Annotated in this window: 27 protein-coding genes and 1 pseudogene; 21 read left to right on the top strand and 7 right to left on the bottom strand. The window is 69.7% G+C overall.

Annotation, left to right across the window (positions count from 1 at the left end; all coding sequences use genetic code 11):
- Window positions 1-217 precede the first annotated feature (217 nt).
- Both ccsA and VGC13_RS30630 read left to right on the top strand, forming a co-directional pair.
- Window positions 218-976 (top strand): cytochrome c biogenesis protein CcsA, encoded by a 759-nt coding sequence (gene ccsA / locus VGC13_RS30635; RefSeq protein WP_331129151.1) that lies wholly within the window; start codon window positions 218-220, stop codon window positions 974-976.
- Window positions 976-1,281 carry a CcmD family protein gene (locus VGC13_RS30630; protein WP_331129150.1) on the top strand — a complete coding sequence of 102 codons (306 nt, stop codon included), beginning with the start codon at window positions 976-978 and terminating at the stop codon, window positions 1,279-1,281. Before ccsA ends, VGC13_RS30630 begins: the two co-directional genes overlap by 1 nt.
- A gap of 513 nt (window positions 1,282-1,794) precedes the next feature.
- Here VGC13_RS30630 and VGC13_RS30625 read toward each other — a convergent pair.
- The gene (locus VGC13_RS30625; RefSeq protein WP_331129149.1) at window positions 1,795-2,004 is read right to left on the bottom strand and encodes a cold shock domain-containing protein; all 210 of its coding nucleotides are present in this window, start codon (window positions 2,002-2,004) and stop codon (window positions 1,795-1,797) included.
- A gap of 356 nt (window positions 2,005-2,360) precedes the next feature.
- On the opposite strand from VGC13_RS30625, the gene VGC13_RS30620 reads away from it, so the two are divergent.
- From VGC13_RS30620 to VGC13_RS30590, 7 genes are all read left to right on the top strand, one after another.
- A complete protein-coding gene (locus VGC13_RS30620) occupies window positions 2,361-2,930 on the top strand; it encodes a hypothetical protein (RefSeq protein ID WP_331129148.1) in 570 nt (189 codons plus the stop codon).
- A 282-nt stretch (window positions 2,931-3,212) separates the two neighbouring features.
- Complete coding sequence (locus tag VGC13_RS30615; RefSeq protein WP_331129147.1) at window positions 3,213-3,587, top strand: hypothetical protein; 375 nt, start codon at window positions 3,213-3,215, stop codon at window positions 3,585-3,587.
- Window positions 3,588-3,775: 188 nt separating this feature from the next.
- Window positions 3,776-6,007, top strand: a complete 2,232-nt coding sequence (locus tag VGC13_RS30610; RefSeq protein ID WP_331129146.1) for a S41 family peptidase — start codon at window positions 3,776-3,778, stop codon at window positions 6,005-6,007.
- A gap of 83 nt (window positions 6,008-6,090) precedes the next feature.
- Window positions 6,091-6,576, top strand: a complete 486-nt coding sequence (locus tag VGC13_RS30605; RefSeq protein ID WP_331129145.1) for a DUF2243 domain-containing protein — start codon at window positions 6,091-6,093, stop codon at window positions 6,574-6,576.
- 25 nt (window positions 6,577-6,601) lie between these two features.
- Window positions 6,602-7,129: a metal-dependent hydrolase gene (locus tag VGC13_RS30600; protein ID WP_331129144.1), complete on the top strand. Its 528-nt coding sequence runs from the start codon at window positions 6,602-6,604 to the stop codon at window positions 7,127-7,129.
- A gap of 230 nt (window positions 7,130-7,359) precedes the next feature.
- Window positions 7,360-7,761, top strand: coding sequence for a type II toxin-antitoxin system RelE/ParE family toxin (locus tag VGC13_RS30595; RefSeq protein ID WP_331129143.1), 402 nt, complete (start codon window positions 7,360-7,362; stop codon window positions 7,759-7,761).
- 12 nt (window positions 7,762-7,773) lie between these two features.
- Window positions 7,774-8,184: a helix-turn-helix domain-containing protein gene (locus tag VGC13_RS30590; RefSeq protein ID WP_331129142.1), complete on the top strand. Its 411-nt coding sequence runs from the start codon at window positions 7,774-7,776 to the stop codon at window positions 8,182-8,184.
- Window positions 8,185-8,318: 134 nt separating this feature from the next.
- Here the strand turns inward: VGC13_RS30590 and VGC13_RS30585 are convergent, their stop codons facing one another.
- Window positions 8,319-9,107, bottom strand: coding sequence for a carboxypeptidase-like regulatory domain-containing protein (locus VGC13_RS30585; protein WP_331129141.1), 789 nt, complete (start codon window positions 9,105-9,107; stop codon window positions 8,319-8,321).
- 236 nt (window positions 9,108-9,343) lie between these two features.
- On the opposite strand from VGC13_RS30585, the gene VGC13_RS30580 reads away from it, so the two are divergent.
- The 8 genes from VGC13_RS30580 (at window position 9,344) to VGC13_RS30545 (ending at window position 15,958) form a co-directional block, all read left to right on the top strand.
- Entirely contained in the window at window positions 9,344-9,568 is a 225-nt protein-coding gene (locus VGC13_RS30580; protein ID WP_331129140.1) for a DUF433 domain-containing protein, read from the top strand.
- Window positions 9,552-9,920, top strand: a complete 369-nt coding sequence (locus VGC13_RS30575; protein WP_331129139.1) for a hypothetical protein — start codon at window positions 9,552-9,554, stop codon at window positions 9,918-9,920. The genes VGC13_RS30580 and VGC13_RS30575 overlap by 17 nt, the downstream gene beginning before the upstream one ends.
- A gap of 95 nt (window positions 9,921-10,015) precedes the next feature.
- Window positions 10,016-10,639, top strand: coding sequence for a superoxide dismutase (locus tag VGC13_RS30570; protein ID WP_331129138.1), 624 nt, complete (start codon window positions 10,016-10,018; stop codon window positions 10,637-10,639).
- Between the two features lie 349 nt (window positions 10,640-10,988).
- Window positions 10,989-12,278: a hypothetical protein gene (locus VGC13_RS30565; RefSeq protein WP_331129137.1), complete on the top strand. Its 1,290-nt coding sequence runs from the start codon at window positions 10,989-10,991 to the stop codon at window positions 12,276-12,278.
- A gap of 33 nt (window positions 12,279-12,311) precedes the next feature.
- Complete coding sequence (locus VGC13_RS30560) at window positions 12,312-12,650, top strand: hypothetical protein (protein WP_331129136.1); 339 nt, start codon at window positions 12,312-12,314, stop codon at window positions 12,648-12,650.
- Window positions 12,651-13,003: 353 nt separating this feature from the next.
- Window positions 13,004-14,146 (top strand): Re/Si-specific NAD(P)(+) transhydrogenase subunit alpha, encoded by a 1,143-nt coding sequence (locus tag VGC13_RS30555; RefSeq protein ID WP_331129135.1) that lies wholly within the window; start codon window positions 13,004-13,006, stop codon window positions 14,144-14,146.
- 52 nt (window positions 14,147-14,198) lie between these two features.
- Window positions 14,199-14,519: an NAD(P) transhydrogenase subunit alpha gene (locus VGC13_RS30550; RefSeq protein ID WP_331129134.1), complete on the top strand. Its 321-nt coding sequence runs from the start codon at window positions 14,199-14,201 to the stop codon at window positions 14,517-14,519.
- Complete coding sequence (locus VGC13_RS30545; RefSeq protein WP_331129133.1) at window positions 14,516-15,958, top strand: NAD(P)(+) transhydrogenase (Re/Si-specific) subunit beta; 1,443 nt, start codon at window positions 14,516-14,518, stop codon at window positions 15,956-15,958. The genes VGC13_RS30550 and VGC13_RS30545 overlap by 4 nt, the downstream gene beginning before the upstream one ends.
- Window positions 15,959-16,019: 61 nt before the next feature.
- Here VGC13_RS30545 and yidD read toward each other — a convergent pair whose 3' ends face one another.
- Window positions 16,020-16,301, bottom strand: a complete 282-nt coding sequence (yidD, locus tag VGC13_RS33755; RefSeq protein WP_414683025.1) for a membrane protein insertion efficiency factor YidD — start codon at window positions 16,299-16,301, stop codon at window positions 16,020-16,022.
- A complete protein-coding gene (locus VGC13_RS30540; RefSeq protein ID WP_331129132.1) occupies window positions 16,298-16,525 on the bottom strand; it encodes a hypothetical protein in 228 nt (75 codons plus the stop codon). The genes yidD and VGC13_RS30540 overlap by 4 nt, the downstream gene beginning before the upstream one ends.
- Before the next feature lie 161 nt (window positions 16,526-16,686).
- Between VGC13_RS30540 and VGC13_RS30535 the strand changes: the two are divergent.
- A pseudogene (locus VGC13_RS30535) lies at window positions 16,687-16,944 on the top strand (NAD(P)(+) transhydrogenase (Re/Si-specific) subunit beta); the annotation flags it as partial.
- A gap of 108 nt (window positions 16,945-17,052) precedes the next feature.
- On the opposite strand, the gene VGC13_RS30530 reads toward VGC13_RS30535, so the two are convergent.
- Together VGC13_RS30530 and VGC13_RS30525 are read right to left on the bottom strand one after the other, a co-directional pair.
- Window positions 17,053-17,595, bottom strand: coding sequence for an N-acetyltransferase family protein (locus VGC13_RS30530; RefSeq protein ID WP_331129131.1), 543 nt, complete (start codon window positions 17,593-17,595; stop codon window positions 17,053-17,055).
- A 7-nt stretch (window positions 17,596-17,602) separates the two neighbouring features.
- Window positions 17,603-18,541, bottom strand: a complete 939-nt coding sequence (locus VGC13_RS30525) for a hypothetical protein (protein ID WP_331129130.1) — start codon at window positions 18,539-18,541, stop codon at window positions 17,603-17,605.
- Between the two features lie 418 nt (window positions 18,542-18,959).
- On the opposite strand from VGC13_RS30525, the gene VGC13_RS30520 reads away from it, so the two are divergent.
- Complete coding sequence (locus tag VGC13_RS30520) at window positions 18,960-19,319, top strand: sulfite exporter TauE/SafE family protein (protein ID WP_414683024.1); 360 nt, start codon at window positions 18,960-18,962, stop codon at window positions 19,317-19,319.
- A 93-nt stretch (window positions 19,320-19,412) separates the two neighbouring features.
- On the opposite strand, the gene VGC13_RS30515 is transcribed toward VGC13_RS30520, so the two are convergent.
- Window positions 19,413-19,676 carry a hypothetical protein gene (locus VGC13_RS30515; RefSeq protein ID WP_331129128.1) on the bottom strand — a complete coding sequence of 88 codons (264 nt, stop codon included), beginning with the start codon at window positions 19,674-19,676 and terminating at the stop codon, window positions 19,413-19,415.
- 398 nt (window positions 19,677-20,074) lie between these two features.
- Here VGC13_RS30515 and VGC13_RS30510 point away from each other — a divergent pair, with 398 nt between their 5' ends.
- Both VGC13_RS30510 and VGC13_RS30505 read left to right on the top strand, forming a co-directional pair.
- Window positions 20,075-20,680 (top strand): hypothetical protein, encoded by a 606-nt coding sequence (locus VGC13_RS30510; protein WP_331129127.1) that lies wholly within the window; start codon window positions 20,075-20,077, stop codon window positions 20,678-20,680.
- A 543-nt stretch (window positions 20,681-21,223) separates the two neighbouring features.
- Window positions 21,224-23,998, top strand: a complete 2,775-nt coding sequence (locus tag VGC13_RS30505; RefSeq protein ID WP_331129126.1) for a phosphoenolpyruvate carboxylase — start codon at window positions 21,224-21,226, stop codon at window positions 23,996-23,998.
- The last annotated feature ends 820 nt before the right edge of the window (window positions 23,999-24,818 follow it).

Raw genomic sequence — 24,818 nt, 5'->3', positions numbered from 1 at the left:
TGATGTCCGCCTCCAGGAGCGAATGAATTCGCCGCTGGAAGGGCGCAAAGTCCGCCTGCGCGGACTGTAGCCGACGGGGCGGGGCGCTTCGACGCGCGATGCGGCAGCCGCGGAAACGCGCGAATGGAAGTTGTGACGTCTATCCCCTCTCCCGCTTGCGGGAGAGGGTGCGAGCCTACGCGAGCGGGTGAGGGCCCCCGCCGGTAACGGGATGGAGATGAACGGCATCAACGCGCCGGCGGACGCCGGGTCGCTGCAGGGGGTGCGCCGCTGGTCGGTGGGGCTGGGCTTTGCGGCCGCGGCCACGCTGGTCGCCAGCTTCTGGATGATCTTCTTCTACGCGCCCACCGAGCGCGAGATGGGGATCGTGCAGCGCATCTTCTACGTGCACGTGCCGTCGGCCTGGGTGGCGTTCCTGGCGTTCGGGATCGTGGCGCTGTGCTCGCTGGGCTACCTGTGGCTCAAGGACGAGCGGCTGGACGCCATCGCCGTGGCGGCGGCGGAGCTGGGGGTGATCTTTACCACCATCGTGCTCATCACCGGGCCGCTGTGGGGCAAGATCGCGTGGGGCGCGTGGTGGGTGTGGGAGCCGCGGCTTACGCTGACGCTGCTGCTGTGGTTCATCTACGTGGGATACTTCATCCTGCGCGGCGCCACGGACAGCCCCGAGCGCGGCAAGCGCTTCGGCGCCATCCTGGGCGTGGTGGGGGCGGTGGACATCCCCCTCATCCACATGAGCGTGCAGTGGTTCCGCAGCCAGCACCCCAAGCCGGTGATCATGAAGCCCGAGGGCCCCAGCGCCGCGCCCGAGATCGTGCAGACGCTGCTGGTGTCGCTGCTGGCCTTTACGCTTCTCTTCTTTTCGCTGCTGCTGGCCCGCTACCTGGTGGAGCGGCTGCAGGGGCGGATCGACGCCCTGCGCGTCGCCGCCACCCTGCGCCCTGGCACGCCCGTTTCTCGCGGAGTTTCCGTCTGATGCGCCACATCCGGATCGTCCTGCTCGCGCTCTTCGCCCTGCTCGCCGCGCCGTCCGTGGCGCCCTCGCTGATGGCGCAGGAGCCCGCCGCCACCGAAGCCGCCGCGCCGTCCGCGGCCCCCGCCGCCGCGCAGACGGGCGCGTTCAGCCTGCCGCGCTACACGCCACCGCGCACGCTGCGGGCGTACACGCACGTGTTCGTGGCGTTCGCGGTCGCGTGGGTGCTGTTGTTCGGATACGTGGTCTTTCTCTCCCGCAAGTTCCGCCGGGTCGAGGAGCAGGTAGACGCGCTGGCGCGCTCCTGAACGCCGACGATCGCAGTGAAAAGAGCCACTCCGCAGCATCGGGGTGGCTCTTTTGCTTTTGTGTATGGGAGAGCGCGCAAAGGAATGGGCCTCACACGGAGTCAACGGCGTTAAGGGAGTTTTCTCGTGCCGTTTCCTCTGCACCGTCCGGAAACCCGTGCCGTGGTGAGCGGAGGCATGGCGCGCCTGTCGACGAGGCACGAGCCGGCGTGGGGTGTCGGGAACGGGAAATAGATGGAATGCGGCAGGGGGCCATGAGAATTTTTTTGGAGGGATGCGGATCGCCGGATGCTTCCGCAGGCGCACGGGAGCGAGCGGTCAGCACGACCTGATGCGCGATCTTGTGAACCATCTTCTCGCTCCACGATCGAGGTGCGCGGCAGTGCGCTCTGGCGTGCGCCGGTCTGCTCCGTCATAGGCCAATGGGCTGCCAGCAACGAGAAAAAGCCACCCCGAATCGCTTCGGGGTGGCTCTTTTTACTCAGGCAGTGCCCGAGGGAAACCTGCGCTGGCTCAGCCGACGCGGGTCACGTTCTCGGCGGCGGGGCCCTTCTGGCCATCCACCATGTCGAACTCCACCGAGTCACCCTCGGCGAGCGACTTGAAGCCGCTCCCCTGGATGGCGCTGTGGTGAACGAAGCAATCCTTCTGGCCGTCGGCCGGCGTGATGAAGCCGAAGCCCTTGCTGTCGTTGAACCACTTTACCGTTCCGTTGCTACGCATACCGCGCTCCTTGTACTGTTACCGACTGTCAGGGGTGCGGGGTATCCGTACGCATGACCGAGGGTGTTCTGCGGGATTTGGCGCCCCCGCGTTCGGCGCTACGGAGAAAAACACAAAGACCCGGACAGCTTCGCTGCCCAGGTCTTTTGACTGAACGTTTTTCCGCTGCTCCCAACTTAACAGTGCGCGCTCCGGAAGTCAAGCCGTGCCTCAATCCGGCATGCTCGCGTCACGCGATCCGGCGGGGCGGAAGGCAGGGGGAGGATGCACTTGCCCGGCCCGGCGACCGGACGATAGCGTATCGAATCCGGATGCGGATGCCCCCTCCTCGACCTCTTCTCCCCGCCCATCCACCGATGAACGTCGACGATTCGGACCTGCTGGCCGGCGAGCGCGTGGTCATCTCCAAGCCGGCCAACGCCATCATCCGGCTGGACGAGCACGGCCTGAGCCGCTTTCCCGCCGACCAGCTGATGCGGGTGATGGGATACGCGGGCAAGGAGGGGATCGGCGGGAAGCTGCACCTTACCAACTACCGCCTGCTCTTCAAGTCGCACCGCGTCAACCGGCTCACGGGCGCGTTCAGCATCTATCTGCCTACCATCACCGCGCTGCACGACCGCTCGCGCTGGATCGCCAAGAAGCTGGAGGTGGCGACGCGGCTGCAGACGTTCGAGTTCGTGGTGTGGGGCGTGCCGGCGTTCATCTCCACCATTCAGACCCAGGCGGGGCAGATCACCGCGATGCAGGCGGCGGAGCTTGCGGCGTCGCAGGCGGGCGGCGGGCTGCAGAAGAACGCCACCGTGGTCAAGGACATGGCGAGATTCGCGCTGGAGGCGCTGGCGGTGGTGCAGAACCCGCTGGACGCCGCCAATCTGCTGAACCTGCTTGACCTGGTCACCGACGACGTGCCCGCCAGCGGGTGAGCCTCCGCAGGGGATCGGCGGAGGTTGAAGGGGCTGACGATCGTGCTGTCGATGGCTTGTGTGCCGTCGCCTGCAAGGGCGAATGAATTCGCTGCAACAACCACACGATGTCCGCCTTCGCGGACAGGCGGGCGGATGCGTGGCCGCGGGTGCGGTGGACGTGGCGGGGCGGGATGCGGGCGGAAGCGCGAGGCAGGGCGGTCCGCGTGTCACCCCCCGGCGGGTCCGCGCGTTCTCCGGGGCGTAGTGACTGTTGACCATCTACCAAACGTCCGATCCGCCATGCGTCTCCGCTCCTTCCTGCTCAGCGCCTCCACCGCCCTCGTGGCCGGCTGCATTCCGACCGGCGCCTGCACGCTCATCGGCTGCCACAACGGACTGGCGGTGCTCTTCGACCGGCCGCCCACGGGCGCGTTCCGCATCGAGGCGAGCGTGCCCAACGATCCCACGCAGTACGCCATCGACTGCGCCGACGCGGCCACCTGCGAGCTGCTGTTTCCCAACCTGGTGGCGGAGCAGGTTACCGTGCGCGTCATCCTGCCGCAGGGAACACACACCCAGCAGTTCGAGCCGCGCTACGAAAAGCTGTATCCCAACGGCCGCCGGTGCGGCGCGGCGTGCGAGCAGGCCCGCGTCACCATCGAGCTCCCCGACTGAGCACGATCCGGAATCCAGCGGGATGAGCCCTCGCCGCATGATGTGCGGCGGGGGCTTTCCTGTTTTGAGATGCGCGCGCGCCAGGGTGGATCAGAACCGCACCTTCCGGTGTCACACCACCGCTTTTCGCCGGCATCCGCGCAATGCCCCGCGCGCTGCCCATCTTACCGCCGCGATCCGTCCCGATCATGCGTACTTCATCCACCGCCCTGCTTGCAGTGCTGTCGCTGGCGGCCGCCCCGGCCTTCGCGCAGTCCATTCCCGCGAACCCCGGCTTCGAGGAGGGCGCGGAGTTGACGGCGTGGCGGCTGCTGCCGGCGCCGCACTACGCCGTGGCGCTGGATTCGGTGGATGCCCGCGAGGGGCGCCGGGCCGCGCGCGTCACCGGCCAGCCGGGCGGCACCCCCGCCGAGTTCGGCAACCTGCTGCAGGCGGCGGATGCGGCGCCGTACCGCGGCAAGCGCGTGCGCTACCGCGCGTGGGTGCGCACACAGCTGGCGCCGGGGATGAACCGCGCCGGCATCTGGCTGCGCGTGGACCGGGCCGAGGGGCGCAGGGGCTTCTTCGACAACATGGAGGCGCGCCCGATCCTGGGCACCACCGGGTGGCGCGCGTACGAGATCGTGGGCGACGTGGCGCCCGACGCGCAGACGGTGCAGTTCGGGATGCTGCTGGTGGGCGCGGGGCAGGCGTGGCTGGACGAGGCCTCGTTCGAAGTGATCGGCGACGCGGCGCGGGCGGAGCCGGCCCGCCCGCTGACGGAGCGCGGGGCGGAGAACCTGGCCGCGTTCACCCGGCTGCTGGGGTACGTGCGCTTCTTTCACCCCAGCGACCAGGCCGCGGCCACGGACTGGAACGCCTTTGCCGCCGCCGGTATCCGGGCGGTGGAGGGCGCGCCCGACGCCGCGCGGCTGGCGGCGACGCTCGACTCGCTCTTTCGCCCCATCGCGCCCACCGTGGTCGTCCGCGCGGGCGATCCGCCGCTCGCCGAGGCCGCGACGGCGGGCGGCGACTCCATCCGCTGGTGGCACCACCAGGGCGTGGGGCTCAGCCAGCCGTCCATCTACCGCAGCGTGCGCGCCTCCCACGCCGCCACGGGCGCGCTGCCGGACACCGTCCCCGATCCGCGCCGCCCGCTGCGGGTGCGGCTGGGCGGCGGGGTGAGCGCCATCGTCCCCGTCTCCCTCTACACGCAGGACGGCGCCACGCTCCCCCGCGTGGCCGCAGTGCCGGACCCGGAGCCGTTCGTGCCGGGGACCGGTGACGACCGCGCGACGCGGCTGGCGGCGGTGGCCATCGGGTGGAACGTGTTCCAGCACTTCTATCCGTACTTCGACGTGGTGGACGCGGACTGGGCCGCCGAACTGCCGAAGGCGCTGCGGGGCGCCGCGGAGGCGGCCGGGGAGTGCGAGTTCCTGGGAACGCTGCGGCGGATGGTGGCCGCGCTGGACGACGGCCACGGCTCCGTGCGCCACGCATGCGAGGGCGGCCAGCGCGCGCCGCAGGTGCGCGTGGAGGCGGTGGAGGGCCGGCCCACGGTGACGGCCGTGGGACCCGGCGTGGAGGGCGTCCGCCGCGGCGACGTGGTGCTGCGCGTCAACGGGCTGCCGGCGGATTCCATCATCCGGGCGGAGGGCGAGCTGGTTTCGGCGGCGACGCCGCAGTGGCGTGACTACGTGGTCCACAGCCGCCTGCTGCTGGGGCGCGACTCGGTGGTGCGGGTGACGGTGCGGCACACCGGCGGCGACACCGCCTCCGTGACGCTGCGGCGCCTTCCCCCGGCCGAGGTGCCGGAGGGGAAGCCGGAGCCGGTGGCGCAGGTGCGGCCGGGGATCTGGTACGTGGACCTGGACCGGGTGACCAACGAGCAGCTCCAGGCCGCGCTTCCCGACCTGGAGCGCGCGGCGGGGCTCGTCTTCGACCTGCGCGGCTATCCCGACGGGCTGAACCCCTTCGCCTTCTTTTCGCACCTGATCCGCGAGCCGGGGACCAGCGCGCAGTGGCAGGTGCCGGTGGTCACGCAGCCGGACGACCCCGGCCAGCGCATCGTGGGGCGCGACGGGTGGAACCTGCAGCCGGCGGCGCCGTACCTGGCCGCGCCGCGCGTGTTCATCACCGACGGCCGCGCCATCAGCTTCGCCGAGTCGATGATGGGAATCGTGGAGGCGTACCGGCTGGGCGAGATCGTGGGGCAGCCCACCGCGGGCACCAACGGCAACGTGAACCCGCTGATGCTCCCCGGCGGTTACAGCGTGGGCTGGACGGGGATGCGGGTGCTGAAGCACGACGGCTCCACGCACCACGGCGTGGGCATCCACCCCACGGTGCCGGTGCAGCGCACGCGCGCCGGCGTGGCTGCGGGCCGTGACGAGCTGCTGGAGCGCGCGCTGGAGGTGGTCGCCCGGTCCGGCGCGCGGTAGGCTGAAACGCCACCCGGTGCGGCGCTTGCGGGCGGTCGGGGGACGACGGTAGATCGATCGCTCCCCTCAACCGCCCAGCCACCGTGCCTGCAGCCGCATCCGTTTCGCCAAGAAGACGCCGCGTCTCCGCCGGGCTGGTGCTGGGCGTCGGGCTGGGCGGCTTCATGGACGGCATCGCCCTGCACCAGATCGCCCACTGGCACAACATGGGCTCCGCCGTGCTGCCGCCGCACACGATGGAGGCCATGCGGCAGAACATGCGGTGGGACGGGCTCTTTCACCTGGGCACGTGGCTCATCACCCTGGCCGGCGTGTGGCTGCTCTGGCGGGACGCGCGCGAGGGGACGGCGCCGCCCGCGCGCGTGTTCGCGGGGCAGATGCTGCTGGGGTGGGCGGCGTTCAACCTGGTGGAAGGCATCATCGACCATCACCTGCTGCAGCTTCACCACGTCCGCGACCTGCCGGTGCACGTTCCGCTGTACGACTGGGCGTTCCTGCTGGTGGGCGGCGTGCTGCTGGGGGCGGTGGGGTGGATGATGAGCCGGCCCCGCGGCGCTCCTTCCCGCTGACGCAAACCCTTCCGTCCCGCTTCTCTTGTTCATCGCCCACCTTCCCGCTGGCTACCTGGCGACGCGGTTCGTCCTGCGCCGCCATCCCGCGCCGGAGCCGCTGCGCCGCGGGCTGATGGCGCTGGGGATGGCGGCCAGCGTGCTGCCGGACCTGGACCTGCTCTGGTTCTACTTCGTGGACGAGCGTCGGCAGGTGCACCACGCCTATCTGCCGCACCTGCCGCTGTTCTGCCTGGCGGTGTTCGGCGTGGCTGCACTGGTGCTGCGGCTGCGCGGCGCCGGACGCACCGCGTGGCTGGCGATGATGGTGCTGGCCGTGAACGTGATGCTGCACCAGGTGCTCGATACCGTCGCGGGCGGAATTCGCTGGCTGTGGCCGTTCTCCCGCGCGGAGCTCGTCCTGGCGCACGTGCCGGCGCGGCACGACGCCTGGGTGCTGAACTTTGTCCTGCACTGGAGCTTCGGGCTGGAGCTGGTGATCCTTGCCGCGGCGCTCGCGGTGGGGTGGAGCGCGCGACGGCATCCGCCCGGCGCCGCGCGAGTACCGCGCTGACCGATTCCCCCGTCCGTACGAAGCGGCAGGCCGAGCATCCGGCCTGCCGCTTTCCCGTTCCGCCAATCTTGACAGACGGCGTGCCTCGCATGTACACTCTGTTCACCTCCTGCGCAGGCCAGAAGCGGCCTTCGCGTCACACGGTTTCCACGCACATCCGCAGCGGATGAACCGCCGCGCACTCCGGCGCGGCGGGAGGGATTCACCGGGTCTTGACAAGGTGGGGTACTGTGTACTATATATCGTGCGGGCAGGGCGGGGGCGAGTTCCTGGAGTTCGTGCAGCTGGCGCTGTTCGAGCGCACCCGAAAGGGCGTGCTCAACGACCTCGAGCTCAAGGCCGTCGAAGATGCGCTGCTGGCCAACCCGCGGGCGGGGGTGGTCATGGTCAACACGGGCGGCGTGCGCAAGGTGCGGGCGGCGCAGGAGCAGCGGGGCAAAAGCGGCAGCGCGCGGGTGGCGTACCTGTACGTCCCGGAGCAGGCGACGGTCTACTTCATCCTCGCCTTTCCCAAGAACGTGCAGGGCAACCTTACCGCCGCGCAGAAAAAGCAGGTGCGCGCCGTGGTGGCGCAGATCAAGGGCGAGGACTGGCCGCGCAGGCGGCTGGTAAACCGGGTGCAGGTCCACTAGGGGGAGCAAGCAATGGCCAGCAACAACGACGACGCGGTGCGGGTCACCGACCAGAACTTCGGCGACCTGCTCATCGAGGGCCTCAACGAGGCCCTGGCCGTCAGCCGCGGCGAGCGCGAGCCCGCCCGCCGCGTGCGGCGGCTGGTGAGCGCGCGCGAGGCCGCGGTGCAGCCGCCGCGCCCGTGCCAGGCGCAGTGCGTGCAGCAGATCCGCGAAAAGCTGGGGCTTTCGCAGGCGGTGTTCGCGCGGGTGCTCAACGCCAGCGCCGAGACCGTAAAGGCGTGGGAGCAGGGCAAGCGGCAGCCCGACGGCATGGCGCTCACCCTGCTGGAGATCGCCGAGACCCACCCCGAGGCGCTGCTGTCGCGCGTGGGCACCCGCGCGGCCGCGCGCCCGCGGCGCAAGGCCGCCGCGGAGCGGTAGCCGCGGCGGACGGGACCGCGGCCCATCCACGGGCCTGGACGGTGGCCGTGGTCGGAGCGACGGCGGATGCGAACGCAAAACGAGCCGCCCGGTGCGCCGGGGCGGCTCTTCGTCGTTTTGATCCGCCGGATGCGCTACTTGGTCCAGTACATGATCACGCCGCAGCCGGCGGCGTCCAGCATGTAGCGGGCGGGGATGGCGCTGCCGTAGTACACCTCTACCCCCACCAGCGACCGCGGCGACGAGACCACGCGGCCGCCGCCGCGGAACATCATGGACTGAAACCCCATGCGGCTGCTTCCCGTCTGCGCCAGCGCGCCGTCGATGACGATGGCGGGAAAGCACCCGCCCCGCATGCGAATGCCGCCTCGGTCGGTGCGCACGCCCCGCACGTGGTGAAAGATGTCCTGCACGCTGAAGGGGTTCATCCGCTCGATGTCGTGCTGCTCCAGGAACACGGCTTCGCGCAGCCCCTCGGGGCCATAGTGGTCCCGCCGCTCGTAGAAGCCCGACTGCTCCAGCCGCTCGTAGCGGGGAATGCCGGTGACGGTGAGCGGCTCCAGCTGCACCGTGCTGGCGCTCAGCCGCAGCTCCACCTCCAGCAGGCCGGTGCTCACCAGGTCGATGGAGCGGCTGGTGGCGTCGCGGTAGCCCAGGCGCGAGGCATGAATGCGGTACAGGCCGGGGGCGGGCGCCTGCAGCACGAACACGCCGCGGCCGTCGCTCACCGCGCGGTGCACCGGCTGGCCCTGCTCGTTCAGCAGCTGCAGCGTGGCGCCGGCGATGGGCGCGCGGCTTTCCGCGTCGCGCAGCTGGCCTTCTACCCGCTGCGCGTGCAGTGCGCGTACGTCACACGCCAGGAGCAGCAGAACGGCCGTGGCAGCCTTGATCCAGAAACGAACGGCTCCCGCTTCCATGCGCATGGGATACACCGGTTCCTCCTTCCGCACCGAGTGAGGGGGTCCAGCCCGGGCCTGCGGCGTTCAGATGGGCGTACATACTATCGACAGGTGACGCAAAGTTCCATCGCGGAGGCAAGGGTATGATGATGCCGGGCGTCACACCCACGGATACGGTGTCAGGGGTGGCGGAACAGACGTTGCCATCCAGATTTCTCTGACGTTGGCAGCATGCCAGGAGCTCGCTCGGCGAGATCGGAATGATTACGACGAACTCGGTGATCCACAGCGATCCAGACATCCTGGGCGGCATCCCCGTCTTTGTCGGGACGCGTGTGCCGCTGCAGAACCTGATCGACTATCTCTCCGCCGGTGACAGCCTGGAGGATTTTCTCCGGTTGTTTCCCACCGTGACCCGGGAGCAGGCGACCGCCGCCCTCGCCGAAGCCGCCGACGCCCTGGAGCAGCTTGCGAGCGCTGCTTGACGAGCAGGTGCCGGTTGAACTCGGTGCGCTCATGCGCCAGGCCAATTGGAGGCATGACGTTCATACGGTCGCGGACATGGATTGGAAGGGCCTCAAGAATGGGGCGCTCCTCCGAGAGATGCGCGCGGCCGGCTTCGGTGCGCTCGTGACCATCGACCGCAGAATCGAATATCAGCAGAACATCCCTCGTTCGGGCATTGCGCTGGTCGTGCTTCACTCGTTTCGCGCGCGCATCGCCGAACTTGCTCCGCTGGCGCCGGACGTCGCGGCTGCGCTGGACGTGATCCAGCTTGGCGAGATCATTCACCCGCAAGCCCCCACGGTAGACGAGCCGATGCAGCGGCGCGGGTAGCGGAACAGACGTTGCCGCGTAGATTGCGCGTGTCTTGGCGGGGGCGACGGGACAGGGCGCCCCGCGGAGGTCGTAAACCCTGAGGGAGGTGGAGGATGCCGTTCACACTGCCGGATCTGCCGTACGCGCACGATGCGCTGGAGCCGCACATCGATGCCCGCACGATGGAGATCCACCACGGAAAGCACCACAAGACCTACGTCGACAACCTGAACGCGGCGCTGGAGAAGCACCCCGAGTTCAACGCCGGCGACGACATCGAGGCGCTGATGCGCCGCTTCGACGAAGTGCCCGAGACCATTCGCACCGCGGTGCGCAACAACGGCGGCGGGCACGCCAACCACAGCCTGTTCTGGCAGGTGATGGGCCCCGGCGGCGGCGGCGAGCCCACGGGCGCCATCGCCGAGGACATCAAGAACACGTTCGGCAGCTGGGACGCGTGCAAGGAACAGCTGATCAACGCCGGCAAGGGCCGCTTTGGCAGCGGGTGGAGCTGGCTGGTGGTGGACGAGGGCGGCAAGCTGCAGGTGACCGACTCGCCCAACCAGGACACGCCGCTCATGCAGGGGCAGACGCCGCTGCTGGGCATCGACGTGTGGGAGCACGCGTACTACCTGAACTACCAGAACCGGCGCCCGGACTACCTGACCGCCTGGTTCAACACCGTCAACTGGGACTTCGTCAACCAGCGCTACGAGACGGCCCGCGGCCACTCCTGACCGCCCGCTGACGATCCCTCGAGAACGAAGCCCCCGCCGGTTCCTCCGGCGGGGGCTTCGTGCGTCCGGTGTGTCTCTGGTCCTGCAGATCATTATCCGCCTTGTAATTCGAAGAAAATCCACGCGTTCCACACGCCCCAAGGATGACCCGGCGGATGGAAAACACGAGCACTTATCGGGTGGGATTACGGTCCCATCGACAAGATCGGACGGAACGGCGAGCGTGACACCGCACCGTATCAGCCGATGGATGTCTCCACGTGCCCTTGCGCAAGCTACCATATCCCGCACATAATTGATCCACGCAACATCTCTCCCGGCTGCACCCCCATCCTTTCCAAGAGGGCACATGAGGTACACCACATCCGTTCCCGCCGCCATTCTCACCCTGCTGGCGGCGGCCGCCTGCGACTCCACCCCGCCCGTGGGCCCCGACGCGCGCGATGCATCGCTGAACCGGGCCGCGCCGCAGGGGGCCCTGCACACGCCCGACGACGAATTCGCGCGCGTGGCGCGGGCGGAAGTTCCCGGGTTTGCCGGGTTCTACCTGCAGAACGACGGCACCCCCGTGGTGCGGCTGGTGGACCCGTCGCAGCGCGGGGCGGCGCAGCGGTACCTTGCGCAGCACTTCGTCCGCGCACGCGGCGGACGGCACGCGGGCGCGCCGCAGCAGCCGGTGTTCGTACAGGCGGCGTACGACTTTGCGCAGCTGCGCGACTGGTCCGAGGCGCTGCACCCCCTGCTGGGCCGGGGCGACGTGTTCCTGATCGACGTGGACGAGGCGCAGAACCGCGTGCTGGTGGGCGTCGCCGACGCCACGGCCATCGCCGCGGTGCGCGCGCAGGCCGCCAGCCTGGGGATGCCGGCGGCCGCCCTGCACGTGCAGACACAGCCGCGCCCGCAGACGCGCGCCACGGTGCGCGACCGGTTCACGACCGTGGTGGGCGGAATCCAGATCGCGTTCGGCGGCTACGTGTGCACGCAGGGCTTCAACGCCAAGCGGGTTTCCAACGGCGCGTCCATCTTCGTGACCAACGCGCACTGCACCACCACCCAGTACGCCACGGACGGCGTCACCATCTACCAGAACACCGTCGCGGCCGGCAACGCCGTGGGCGCCGAGGTCGCGGACCGCGGCATGTACGCCTGCGTGACCGGCGTCGCCAGCTGCCGGCGCGCCGACGCGGCCTACATCAGCCACAACGGCACGCGCACCATCGGCCAGGGCGGCATCGCGCGGACGGCGTGGGCCACGGGCGGACCGGCCAGCCTGACGGTGACCGGCGAGTACGACATCATCGGCCGCTACACGGGCACGCTGCCGGTGGGCACCTACCTGGACAAGACCGGCCGCACCAGCGGCTCCACGTACGGGCAGGTCACCAACTCGTGCGTGACCATCGGCAACCTGCGCTGCCAGGACATCTCCAAGGTGTGGTCCGAGGGCGGCGACAGCGGCTCGCCGGTGTTCGTGTACATCGGCGGCAGCGGCGCGGCGGAGAACGACGTGCAGCTTCACGGCGTGATGTGGGGCGGCCCGGGGACCGACTACACCACCACGTACTCCAGCCGCCTGGTGGGCATCGAGGCCGACCTGGGCGCGCTCAACAGCCTGTGCCGCCCGGGCTACGGCTGCTGATCCCGCCAGGCGTCGGCTGACTCCGTGCAGGGCATGGGCAGCCCCGGTGAGGCGGAGCCCGCGCGCGGTGGCGGGTCTCCGCGGCCGGACCGGGCGCTGTCCGGCGTGATCGCCGGCGTGGAGCCGGGCGGCGGCACCGCGCGGGTAACGGTGGAGGTGTACCGGCCGAGTGCACCCGGCGAGCGGGTAATCCTGCTGCTTTCGCCGGGGACGGAGATCGCCGTCCAGCGGTCGGACGGGACGAGCCGGCCGGGAGAGGTGCGCGACCTGGCTTCCGGGGCGCGCATCGAGGCACGGCACGCGGGCGCGGAGCTCCGCTCGCTTCCGCCGCAGTACCACGCCACCCGCATCCGGGTGCTCGCCGGTCCCTGATCCCCGGGGCCGCCGGGCGTCGGCGACAGCGGGAGGGGCCCAGCCGCAATGCGGCCGGGCCCCTCCTCGTCGTGGGAGATCCCCTCCGCGAAACGATGCTGGAGCCCAGGAGAGTGCGACGCGTCTACCCTTGTGCCGGAGCTGGCGGATGGAGGGAACGGCACGAGCGAACTCCGTTGACTCTGCTGACTCTGTGTGAAACCTGTTCTTTGTGCGGAGACGGGAAGAGATCCGACCGGGCGCCGGGCAGTCTCCGCCGCCCGTGTCAACGATTGTATGGCGCCCGCGCCCGCTGGCGTGTAGCCTGTACGGCAAGCCCGCTCCACCCCTCCCCGTCCCCCACCGTCATCTCCATGCCCCTCACCATCGGCGTACCCACCGAAACCGCGCCGGGAGAGCGCCGTGCCGCCCTGGTCCCCGACGCCGTCGCCCGGCTGGTAAAGGCCGGTGCGGAGGTGGTCGTCCAGTCCGGCGCGGGCCAGCAGGCGTACGTGCCGGATGCCGCGTACGAGGCCGCCGGCGCCCGCATCGGCGCGCGGGGGGATGCGTGGGGGGCGGAGGTGGTGGCGCGGGTGCAGGGCCCCGCGGCCGAGGACCTGCCGCTGCTGGGTGCCGGCCGCACCCTGATCGGCTTTTTGCGCCCGCTGGACGACCCGCGCGGGATGGCGGCGCTGGCGGCCACCGGCGCCACCGCGCTGGCGATGGAACTGGTGCCGCGCACCACCCGCGCGCAGAAGATGGACGCGCTGAGCGCCATGGCCACCGTCGCCGGCTACCGCGCCGTGCTGCTGGCGGCGGAGGCGCTGCCCAAGTTCTTTCCGCTGCTCACCACCGCCGCGGGTACCGTCCGCCCGGCGAAGGTTCTCGTCCTTGGCGCGGGCGTCGCGGGGCTGCAGGCGATCGCCACGGCGCGGCGGCTGGGCGCGGTGGTGAGCGCCTACGACGTGCGCGCGGCGGCGGCGGAGGAGGCGCGCTCGCTGGGCGCCACCTTCGTGCAGCTGGAGCTGGATACCGTCGGCGCGGAGGGGGGCGGGGGATACGCCGCCGCGCTGGACGAGCAGCGGCAGCGCCGGCAGGTGGAGCTGCTGGCCGAGCACGTGGCGGCGTCGGACGTGGTCATCACCACCGCGCTGATCCCCGGCCGTCCCGCGCCGCTGCTGGTGTCGGAGGAGGGCGTGCGGCGGATGGCGCCGGGCTCCGTGGTCGTGGACCTGGCCGCGCCCAACGGGGGCAACTGCGCGCTGACGCGGCCGGGCGAGGTGTTCGACGCCGGCGGCGTGCGCGTCTTTGGCCCGCTGAACCTGCCGGCCGAGATGCCGCTGAACGCCAGCCAGATGTACGCCCGCACGCTGTCCGCCATGATCCTGGAGTGGATCCGCGACGGCGCGTTCGCCCCGCCGCCGGACGACGACATCTTTCGCGCGGCGTGCGTGGCCCGCGGCGGCGAGGTGGTGAACGACCGCGTCCGCGCCATGCTGCACCCCGCGCCCGCCTGATCCAACCGAGCCCATCCATCCCGCCCCATCCCCTCCCACCCCTCCGGAGCCGATGATCATCACCCTGCTGTTCGTGTTCGTGCTGGCCGCGTTCGTGGGCTACGAGGTCATCACCCGCGTGCCGCCGCTGCTGCACACACCGCTGATGAGCGCCACGAACGCCATCTCCGGCATCTCCCTCGTCGGATCGCTGGTGCTGGCGGGGGCGGACCGCGGAACGCCGGCCACCATCATGGGCTTCATCGCCGTCACCGCGGCCACGGTCAACGTCGTCGGCGGGTTCCTGATCACCGACCGCATGCTGAAGATGTTCCGCCGCCGCCTTCCCGGCGGCGGGGACGGAAAGGGGCCGGAGGAAGGGGCGCCCCGATGATCGTCCTCCTGCAGGTGGATCCCGCCGGGGCGCACGGGACCGGGATCGCGACGGACGCGCGCGGGATCGCCATCCAGCTTACCTACCTGGCCGCGGGGGTGCTGTTCATCCTGGGCCTGCGGTCGCTGACCCGGCCGGACCGGGCGCAGCGGGGAATGCAGCAGGCGGCGCTGGGAATGCTGCTGGCCATTATCGGCACGCTGCTGCACCACGACATCGTACGCTACGACTGGATCATCGGCGGGCTGCTGCTGGGCACGGCCATCGGCTACCCGCTGGGGATGTTCGTGCCGATGACCGCCATGCCGCAGCGCATCGCCGTCAGCCACATGTTCGGCGCGCTGGCGGCGACGCTGGTGGGCGTGGCGGAGTACTGGCTGCTGCGCGGCGACGTGCCGCGGCCCATCATGGCGGCGCTGGGGTTCGAGGTGCTGTTCGGGGCCATCACCATCACCGGCAGCTTCATGGCGTTCGGCAAGCTGCAGGGCTTCATCACCGGCACCCCCATCACCTACCGCGGGCAGAACGCCACCAACCTGGTCCTGTTCGCGGCCACGGTCGGCCTGTTCGCCTTCCTGGTCTTTCGCCCCGGCACGCCGGCGCTGTTCTACGCGATGGTGGCGTGCGCGCTGGCGATCGGGGTGCTGATGGTGCTGCCCATCGGCGGGGCCGACATGCCGGTGGTGGTCTCGCTGCTGAACTCGTACGCGGGGCTGGCCGCGGCGGCCACGGGGTTCGCCATCGGCAACACGGTGCTCATCGTCTGCGGCGCGCTGGACGGCGCCAGCGGCCTGCTGCTGAGCGTGCTGATGAGCAAGGCCATGAACCGCAGCTTTCGCAACGTGCTGTTCGGCGCGTTCGGCGCCGCGCCGGAGGGGGGCGCCGCGGCGGCCGGGGCGGCGGACCGGCCCGTGCGCGCCACCACGGCCGAGGACGCGGCGGTACAGCTGGCGTTCAGCCGGCTGGTGGTGGTGGTGCCCGGGTACGGGATGGCGGTGGCGCAGTGCCAGCACCAGGTGCGCGAGCTGGCGGGCCTGCTGGAAAAGCGCGGCGCCGAGGTGAAGTACGCCATTCACCCCGTGGCCGGGCGAATGCCGGGGCACATGAACGTGCTGCTGGCCGAGGCCAACGTGCCCTACGACCGGCTGTTCGACCTGGACGAGATCAACGACCAGTTCGACCACGTGGACGCGGTGCTGGTGATCGGCGCCAACGACGTGGTGAACCCGGCGGCGCGCACGGACCCGGCGAGCCCCATCTACGGGATGCCGATCCTGAACGTGGACAGCGCCCGGAGTGTGATCGTGCTCAAGCGCAGCATGGCGGCGGGATACAGCGGCGTGGAGAACGAGCTGTTCTACAACCCCAAGACGGAGATGCTCTTCGGGGACGCGAAGAAGAGCATCGAGACGCTGGTGGCGGAGGTGAAGGCGCTGTAGCGAAGCGCTCCGGGCACAAAAAGAATATGGGTGCCGCGTGCTGCCCCTGCACTGGATCACGCTAATCCGTCGCCAGCAAACGTGGAGCAACTTCCTCGGCTTCCAGCAACGAGCCGTCCCCCAGAGCCAGCCAGGTGTGCCCTTCGCACCTGACGACTGCGTAGCCCGGGCGGCAGGTGCGAACACGTGAGCGCAGCGCACGCAATCCAGCCCCAAGCCCCTCCGCTGCCGTAATCCGGTGTACGTACCGGGAGCAGCTTTCCCGATACAGGCATCTGCGTCTCCACGCCGCCGGCCATGTGATCCAGTACACGCGGATTACGAGCAGCAGGAGCGATTTCACCGCCGAAACACGGCCATGGAAACCGAGCGGCTCGAGGGGGGCACGGCGCCAATGCCAAAGCAGCCGTCGGTTCCCGCGACGTGCGTTTCGACCTGTTCCAGGCGCACGTACTCCCACCCCTGGCCCGCATTGGTGGCGATGAGCGCCTGGAGCTGAGACGCGGCGGCAGGAGCCCCCTCATTGTTCGCGATGTTCGCGGTGAACGGGATGACGCGGTATTCCATGGTGACCTCGGAATAAGGGGAAGAGACAAGGGTGCGGACGGAGTAATCTGCCGCACGCCCACTAGGTCGGACGGGACAGCGTCTTTTCTCACTTCGAACTTCGATCTCCGGGTCCACGACAAGAAGCGGCGGCCGCTGATCGGGTTCTGCCTGCACCAGACGATACGGACGCGGTGCTGGTAATCGGCGCCAACGACGTGGTGAACCCGGCGGCGCGCACGGACCCGGCCAGCCCCATCTACGGGATGCCGATCCTGAACGTGGACAGCGCACGGAGCGTGATCGTGCTCAAGCGCAGCATGGCGGCGGGATATTCGGGCGTGGAGAACGAGCTGTTCTACAACCCCAAGACGGAGATGCTCTTTGGCGACGCGAAGAAGAGCATCGAGACGCTGGTGGCGGAGGTGAAGGCGCTGTGAAGCGTGCGTGAGTCCGGATGGGTGGTGGAATGGCGAACGAACGAAGCCCGCCGGAAACTCCGGCGGGCTTCGATCCATCCGCATGAGGTTGGATCCTTGGTCCGGGGATCAGGACGGGCCCCCGTCCGGTTCGCCCGACGCGCCTTCCGGCCGCATGGCTTGAACCAGCCGGCCGTAGATCAGGTGGCCGATCTCGGTATCTCCGAACCAGGCGACACCGGGCAGGTATCCCCACCGCTCGAAGCCCTGGCTGTTCATCAGGGACTGGCTCGGTTCGTTTCCCTGGAGCACGAGCGCGAACAGCACGCGAAAGTCCAGCCGTACGCAATCCGTGACCGCATGGCCGATGAGCGCGGCTGCAATGCCGCGCCGCCGGTATGCACCGTCGACGTAGTAGCTGATCTCCGCCGTGTGGCGGAAGGCGGCCCGGCCCGGACGATACGGGCTGAGGGAGCACCACCCCGAGACACGGCCGTCGAGCTCGGCGACGTAGATCGGATAGCTGTCGGCGCCGTGGCTGTCGAACCACGCCTGACGTGACTCGACGGAAACCGGCGTGAGGTCACCAGTCTGAAAGCCGGCCTCGACGGCCTGGTTGTAGATGCTGACGACGTCCGGCAGGTCGGACGGGACTGCGGATCGAATCCTCATGGGTTGTTCACGCGTGGAACGCACGGATATGGGTGGGATCGGTGGCGGCTCCGCTCACGCGGCCAGGTGCAGGTGCCTGAGGGTCGGACTCGGAGTGTGCGAGAATCCAGGCGTTGCCGTTCTCTACCGCCGCACGCAGCTGCTCGATGGAGATGGGCTGGCGCCGGAGGTTGCGGTGCCAGGTTTCGAAGGCCTCGTGGATGTCGTTGGCCGCGTCGGGCTCGTTGGTCAGCACCAGCGCGCGGTAGTTCCGCCGCGTGTTGGTGAACACCAGCATGACGTGGCGACGATCGAAGACCAACACGTGCATGCCCCATTGCCAGATGGGCGCTCCGCGCAGGTTGTAGAACGCGTTGCCGTCCGCCCCGGCCGCCATCGCCTGGGCCTGCCTCTCGATCCACCGGGTGTACTCGGCCACCTGATCGCGGATCTGGCTGAGCGGCACGTGCTGGTCGTCGTACAGCCCGGCGAGCTCCGACGGCATCAGGAAATCGATGTACCGCGTGACGTAGAAGTGGTCCTGCTTGAGCCGTTCGCTCAATGAGTTCCACCAGCGCGCCAGCTTGTCTTTCTCCGTCGGCTTCTGCGCCGCGTCGGCGTTGATGAGGTTGAGCCCTCCGTAGTACTCCAGCGAGCTCTCGCTCGCGTCCAACAGCGCGGCCGCCCTGCTCAGCACGTCCGCGGGGGTACGCAGGTACTCCACGTCTCGCTTTTCCTTGAGCGCCTCCACCTCGTGGTGCAGCCGCAGCATCTCCCGCATTCCCGCGATGGCGGCCGCCAGCAGGCTCACGATCGCGAACGCCAGCCCCACCCGCCACCAGCCGATGTTGGAGCTCAGCTCGAACAGGTCCGCGCTGATTCCCGCGATCACCGCCACGACGGTGGCTACGCTCGCGCCAATGAGGTACAGTTTGCGGATCGGAAGCCGGTTCGGTTCGTCGGTCATGGGCGTGCGAAGAAGCAGGAAGATGAAAGGCAGGTCCGGCTGCGCTGGCGACGCGCCCTTTTGTCCGCGCAGCGGAAGGGACGAAGCGGCGACGGAGCCCTGGCGTAGCGGCGAGGCACCGGGGCTTGCGGCCGCGGCTCAAAAGGTCGGGAATAGATCCCGCGTACGCATTGTAAGCTGCTACTTTTTACGTATCAAGGGAACATCTGTAGATGTGCCCGCCACACGAATCGTCCTTCTCGTGACGGACGCAGTGCGGCGAATTCACTTCGGTTGCGGTCCGGAGGACGGCTGGCGGCCGTCCGGTGCGGGATCGACACGCCGCTGGCGCGGGGATGCCGGCCGCGACATTATGGACATGCACGCCGGGTGGCCCGGCGGCGGGTGACTGAACAGGCTTCCTTCCACCGGAATCGGCATGGTGAGCATCCTACTCTTTCTGGTGATCGGGCTTTCGGCGGGCGTGCTCTCCGGGCTCTTCGGCATCGGCGGGGGCGTGCTCATCGTACCGGCGCTGCTGCTGCTGGCCCGCATGCCGCCCGTGCTTGCCACGGGCACCTCGCTGGCGGCGCTCCTGCTCCCCGTCGGCGCGCTGGGGGCGTGGCAGTACTACAAGAATGGAAACGTCAACATGACTGCCTCGCTGTGCATTGCGCTGGGCCTGGCGGTGGGCGCGTACTTCGGCGCACGCTACGCCCAGGGAATGTCGCCGCTGGCGCTGCGACGCGCGTTTGCCGTGTTCCTCGGGCTGGTCGCGGTAAAGATGTGGTGGGGCTGATCTCACGTCCCGGGGATGCGCCGCGCGGGGCGGACCACGCGAAAGGGGCGGCCCCTGGTTGAGGCCGCCCCTCGCCCGTTGCCGCGAGTTTCGTTACGAGCCGCAGTAGCAGCAACGCGTGGAGACGTTGCACGCCGAGATGCCCGACGGGAATCCGTAGTACCTGCACGCGTACGCGCATGCCGCCTGCGTGCCGCAGCTGGCCCACCCTCCCGATTCCTGGCATTCCAGCGTGGGCTCGGCCGGGGGCGTATTGGGGATGCGCGCGCCGGCCGCGGCGGTCGTGAATCCGAACGTCAGCGCCAGGCCCGTTCCAACCACGAAGACCGTCCTCGAGATTGCGTGCAGCGTAACCATGCTTGCTCCTGGATCAGGTGGTGGGTAGGGGAGGACCCGGCCCTCCCGCGTCTGCGGCTGGCGCGGGCGCGGGATATGCTCGCCCGCGCACTCGAGATGCTGCCTGGCCGCCGCCGATTCAATATCCAGGACCTCATACGTTTCGCGCAAGATTGTGCATTGGCCGCTATCGGGCCGGTGTCGGTTTCAAGCGCAGCCTGGCCCCGGGTGGAGCGGTGTGGACAACGGGCTGTTCTACCGCGGGAGACGGAGATGCTCTTCAGCGACGCGAAGAAGTCGGTCGAGACGCGGGTGGCGGAGGTGAAGGCGCTGTAGACGGATGCCGGCGCGGGCGTTCTCTTGCACACACACGCTTTCTCGTGCCGAATGGCGGATCCACCCAGGCAAGGAGCGCGGACGTGAGCGTCGTGGAATCGGCCACCCGGCTTTTCGATCTGCTGGCGGCAAAGGACGACACCTTCACCCGGTACCTCCGTCCGGGGCTGGCGGAAGACCGCATCCGCGAGATCATGGCGCCCACGGGCGTGGAGCTTCCGCGGGAGGCCGTCGACTTCTACGGCCGGTTCAGCCTGCCGCGCGGCTATCAGTACTCCGAGGACCAGCCGACCCTGTACGGCATCTACTGGCTGCTCAGCCTGGAGGATGCCGTCGAGCAGTACGGCGCCCAGAAGCGGGATGGGCTGTACCAGTCGCCGGAGAAGGTGGCCGCCGGCGGCACGGGCTGGTTTCCGCTGCTGCAGGAGGACGCCAACTTCTACATGCTGAACACCGCCCACGCGGACGGGGGCTCGTGTGCCATCCTCACCGTATCCGAGTACGCCGACGTTCGAACGGCCTTCGTGAGCATGGAGGCGATGTTCGACACGCTGTACCACTGGGTGCGTGAGGGCGCGCTGCCCGTGGAGGCGGGGCACGTGGCCGGAGACTACGAAGGCGACCCCGTCCGCGTCGCGGAGATCGCCGCGCGGTTCAATCCCGGCGTGGGGCTGTGGGTGGTCCGGTAGCGTTGGAAGGCGGCTTCGCGGGCGGGATTCACCGGCTTCAGGCGCGAGTGGGGCGAAACCGGGCTCGCTGGCAGAGGGCTGGGGAGAGGCCCTGCCGGGCGCAGTTCGATTCCGTTCGTCGATTCCCGATGCCGGCGGCACCACCAACCTCCCCCAGCAGTTTTGGGGGAGGTGGCGAGCCTAAGCGAGCCGGAGGGGGCGCCCGCGGAATGGCACACAGCCACCGCAGCGCGATCGTATTTTCCCCTCTCGCCGCAGAGCGAGGGGGGAGGATCAGGGGAGGGGCCCTGCCGGGCGCAGTTCGATTCCGTTCGTCGATTCCCGATGCCGGCGGCACCGCCAACCTCCCCCAGCAGTTTTGGGGGAGGTGCGAGCCTAGGCGAGCGGAGGGGGCGAGCCCCTCGCGCATGCCCCGTCCGAAGCGCGATCGAATTCTCCCCTCTCCGCGAGGAACGAGCGGGGAGGGGCCGGGGGAGGGGCCCCCCGCCGGGCCCGACTCCCGCTGACACGATCGAAGCTCATCCACACCCACGACGGATCTGCATGGCGGACGAACCACTCTGGAAGGTGCACGACCAGGCGCGGCGGCTGGCCGAGCTTACGGCCGACGAGGCGTCGCTCAAGGAAGCGCCGCTGCGGCAGGACGTGCGCTCGCTGGGCCGGCTGCTGGGCGACGTGATCCGCGAGCAGGAGGGCGACGCCATCTTTGGCGCCGTCGAGGAACTGCGCCACCTGGCCATTCGCCACCGCGAGATCGAGGGCGGCGACCCCGCGCCACCGGCTGAATCGGACGACGAGCCCATGCGCCGCGCCGAGCAGCGGGTGGACGGCATGGCCGTGGCCGACGCGTACCGGCTGACGCGCGCGTTCGCCATCTACTTCGAACTCACCAACCTCGCCGAGACCAACCACCGCAAGCGCCGCCGCCGCGCCACCGCCCTGGACGCCGACCAGGCGCCGCAGCCCGGCACCTTTCGCGGCACCCTCGTCCGCCTGCGCGACGCCGGGCTGAGCCTGGACGCCGTGCTCCGGCACCTGGCCCGCATCTCCGTGGTCCCCGTCTTTACCGCGCACCCCACCGAGGTGTCGCGGCGCACCGTGCTCTTCAAGCGCCGCCGCATCGCCGACGCGCTGGAGCGGCTGGACCGCCTGCCCCTGACCGACACCGAGGCCTCCGTCGAGGAGTCCGCCATCGCCGCCGAGATCACCGCCATCTGGCAGAGCGACGAGGTGCGCCGCCGCCAGCCGTCGGTGACGGACGAGGTCAAGATGGGGCTGGACTACTATCCCGGCGTCCTCATCCCCACGCTCCCGGCGCTGTACTTCGAGATGGCGGACGCATTCCGCCGCGTCTACGGCCAGTCGCCGCCCGCGCGCGAGCTTCCGCAGATCGTCCGCTTCGGCTCGTGGATCGGCGGCGACCGCGACGGCAACCCGTTCGTCACCCCCGAGGTCACCCGCGGCGCGCTGCGGCTGGCCCGCGAGACCATCCTGGACTACTACGTCAAAAACCTGGAGGAGCTGTCCGAGCGGCTGAGCCCCTCCACCCTGCAGGTGCCCGTCTCCCCCGAACTGAGCGCGACGCTGGAGCGGTACGCCGACACCATCCCTTCGCTGGACCCGCATCCCGAGACCCGCTCGCCCACCGAGACGTACCGCCGCTTTCTGGGCTACGTGGGATGGCGCCTGCGCGCCGCCCGCGACGACTCGGCGAATCCGCACGCCTATCCCGATGCGGCCGCCTTCGCCGCGGACCTGCGCCTGGTGCGCGAGAGCCTGGTGCAGAACCGCGGCGACCGTCCGGCGCGGCTGCTGCTGGGCCCGCTGCTGCGCAAGGTAGAGACGTTCGGCTTTCACCTGCACGCCCTGGACGTGCGCCAGCACGCGCGCATCCACGAGCGCGCCATGGCCGAGCTGTTCGGCGGCGGCGCGGACGCCGAGTCGCCCCTCCCGGCGCCGCCGTCGGAGGATACGATGAAGCTGCTGGATGCCATGCGCACCATCGCCGAGGTCAAGCGCACGTATCCGCCCGAAGCCGTGCAGACGTACGTCATCAGCGGCGCGCGTTCGGTGGATGACATCCTGGCGGTCGTGCGCCTGGCCGAGACCAGCGGCGTGCGCGTGGCGGGAACGGAGGACGATCCTGGATTGATGCCGGTGCCGCTCTTCGAGAGCATCGAGGACCTGCGCAACGCACCGGAGATCTGCCGCGCGCTGTGGACGCGCGACGACTACGCGCGGCTGCTGGATTCGTGGGGCCGCCGGCAGGAGGTGATGCTGGGCTACTCCGACAGCAACAAGGACGGGGGGATGCTCACCAGCACCTGGGAGATCTTCAAGGCGCACCGCGAGCTGCACCGCGTGGCGCGCGACTGCGGCGTGACGCTGCGCCTGTTCCACGGCCGCGGCGGAACCGTGGGGCGGGGCGGGGGACCCACGCACCGCGCCATCACCTCGCAGCCGCCGGGCGCCTTCAGCGGCGAGATCAAGATCACCGAGCAGGGCGAGGTGCTCAACTGGAAGTACGCCGATCCCGTCCTGGCCGAGCGCAGCCTGGAGCTGATGGTGGCCGCCTCGCTGGACGCCCTGGCCCGCACCTCGTCCCCCTCGCGCGAGCAGGAAGAGCGGTGGGAGCGGGCGATGGAGGAGATGTCGGCGGAGGCGTTCGGCTTCTACCGCGAGCACGTGGCGGAGAACCCCGACATCCTGGTGTACTTTCAGCAGGGGACGCCGGTGGGCGAATTGGAGCACGCGCGCATCGGCTCGCGCCCGGCGCGGCGGGGCGAAACGCGCGGGCTTGACGACCTGCGCGCCATTCCCTGGGTGTTCGGGTGGATGCAGAGCCGCCACGTGCTCCCCGCCTGGTTCGGCGTGGGGTACGCGCTGGAGCGGTTCGCCGCGCGCGGGGCGGAGCACGAGGCGCTGCTGGGGGAGATGATGGCGGACTTCGCGCTCTTCGAGGACCTGGTGCGCAACGTGGAGATGGGGATGGCCAAGGCCGACCTTCCCATCGCCCGCCGCTACGCCGAGCTGGTGCCCGACCCGGATCTGCGCGACCGCGTGTTCGGGATGATCGTGGACGAGTTCGAGCGCACGCGGCGCATGGTGCTGCGCGTGAGCGGCCAGTCGCGGCTGCTGGAGACCAACCCCGTGCTGGCGCGCTCCATCCGCCTGCGCAACCCGTACGTGGACCCGCTCAGCCTCATCCAGGTGAGCCTCCTCCGTCGGCGCCGCGCCGGCGAAGAGGGCGACGAGCTGGACTACGCCCTCGCCGCCACCATCAACGGCATCTCCGCCGGCCTGCGGAATACGGGGTGAGGGGTTCGCCCAGCCTCTCGGCACCTTTCTGACGAAAGCAGGGGCTGTCATTCCGAGGCCCGGCCACACCGCCATTGGCCGAATGCACCGCGGGTTGCAGGGCCGAGGAATCTGCCGTCGGCTCGCGCGAGGGTGGACGCGGCAGCCCGCACGGGCACTGCGGCGACGAAACAGCCAGACAGGGCCAGTTGCCACCTCCTGACGAACGTAGGGGCTGTCATTCCGAGGCCCGGCCACACCGCCGTCGGACGATCGCGCCGCGGGTTGCAGGGCCGAGGAATCTACCGTCAGCCCGCGCGAGGGTGGACGCGGCAGCCCTCGCCATAGCCTCGGTGGCGAAACAGCCAGACAGGGCCAGTCCGGGCCGTCGCGGCAGGCCGGGAGGAAACGGAGATATAGATCCTTCGGTCGCGCGCAATCCGTCGTGTAGCTTCTGATTACACGTGGTGCGCTCCCTCAGAGGGTGTTGCCAAACCTCGCCCTGCGATTGACTTCCTGAGGGAGGCGCTGCTCCGCAACCTGCGGGTACGATGGACTTTGGCGCCGACCGAAGGATCTCGCCAGCAGAACCGAGGGGTCGGCTGCCGAGGCCGGAGGACAGTCCTTCGCGAAGGCGGACGAGGTCCTTCGGTCGCGCGCAGGTGGTTGTGTGGAATCGGGTTACCCGTGGTGCGCTCCCTCAGGAAGTCATCGCTTCGTTGCGAGCTGAAGGTTTCGCTCTGGCCGTCGCTGTGGACCTTCCTGGACGAGCCCATCGAGCTTGACCAACAACGCGGCGGAGCGCGCGCTGCGAAAATCCGTGCTGTGGCGGAAGGGCTGG

The sequence above is a fragment of the Longimicrobium sp. genome (assembly GCF_036399255.1).
Classification (GTDB): domain Bacteria; phylum Gemmatimonadota; class Gemmatimonadetes; order Longimicrobiales; family Longimicrobiaceae; genus Longimicrobium.
Note: the sequence above shows the minus strand (reverse complement) of the source record. Positions and strands in the feature narration are given on the sequence as shown.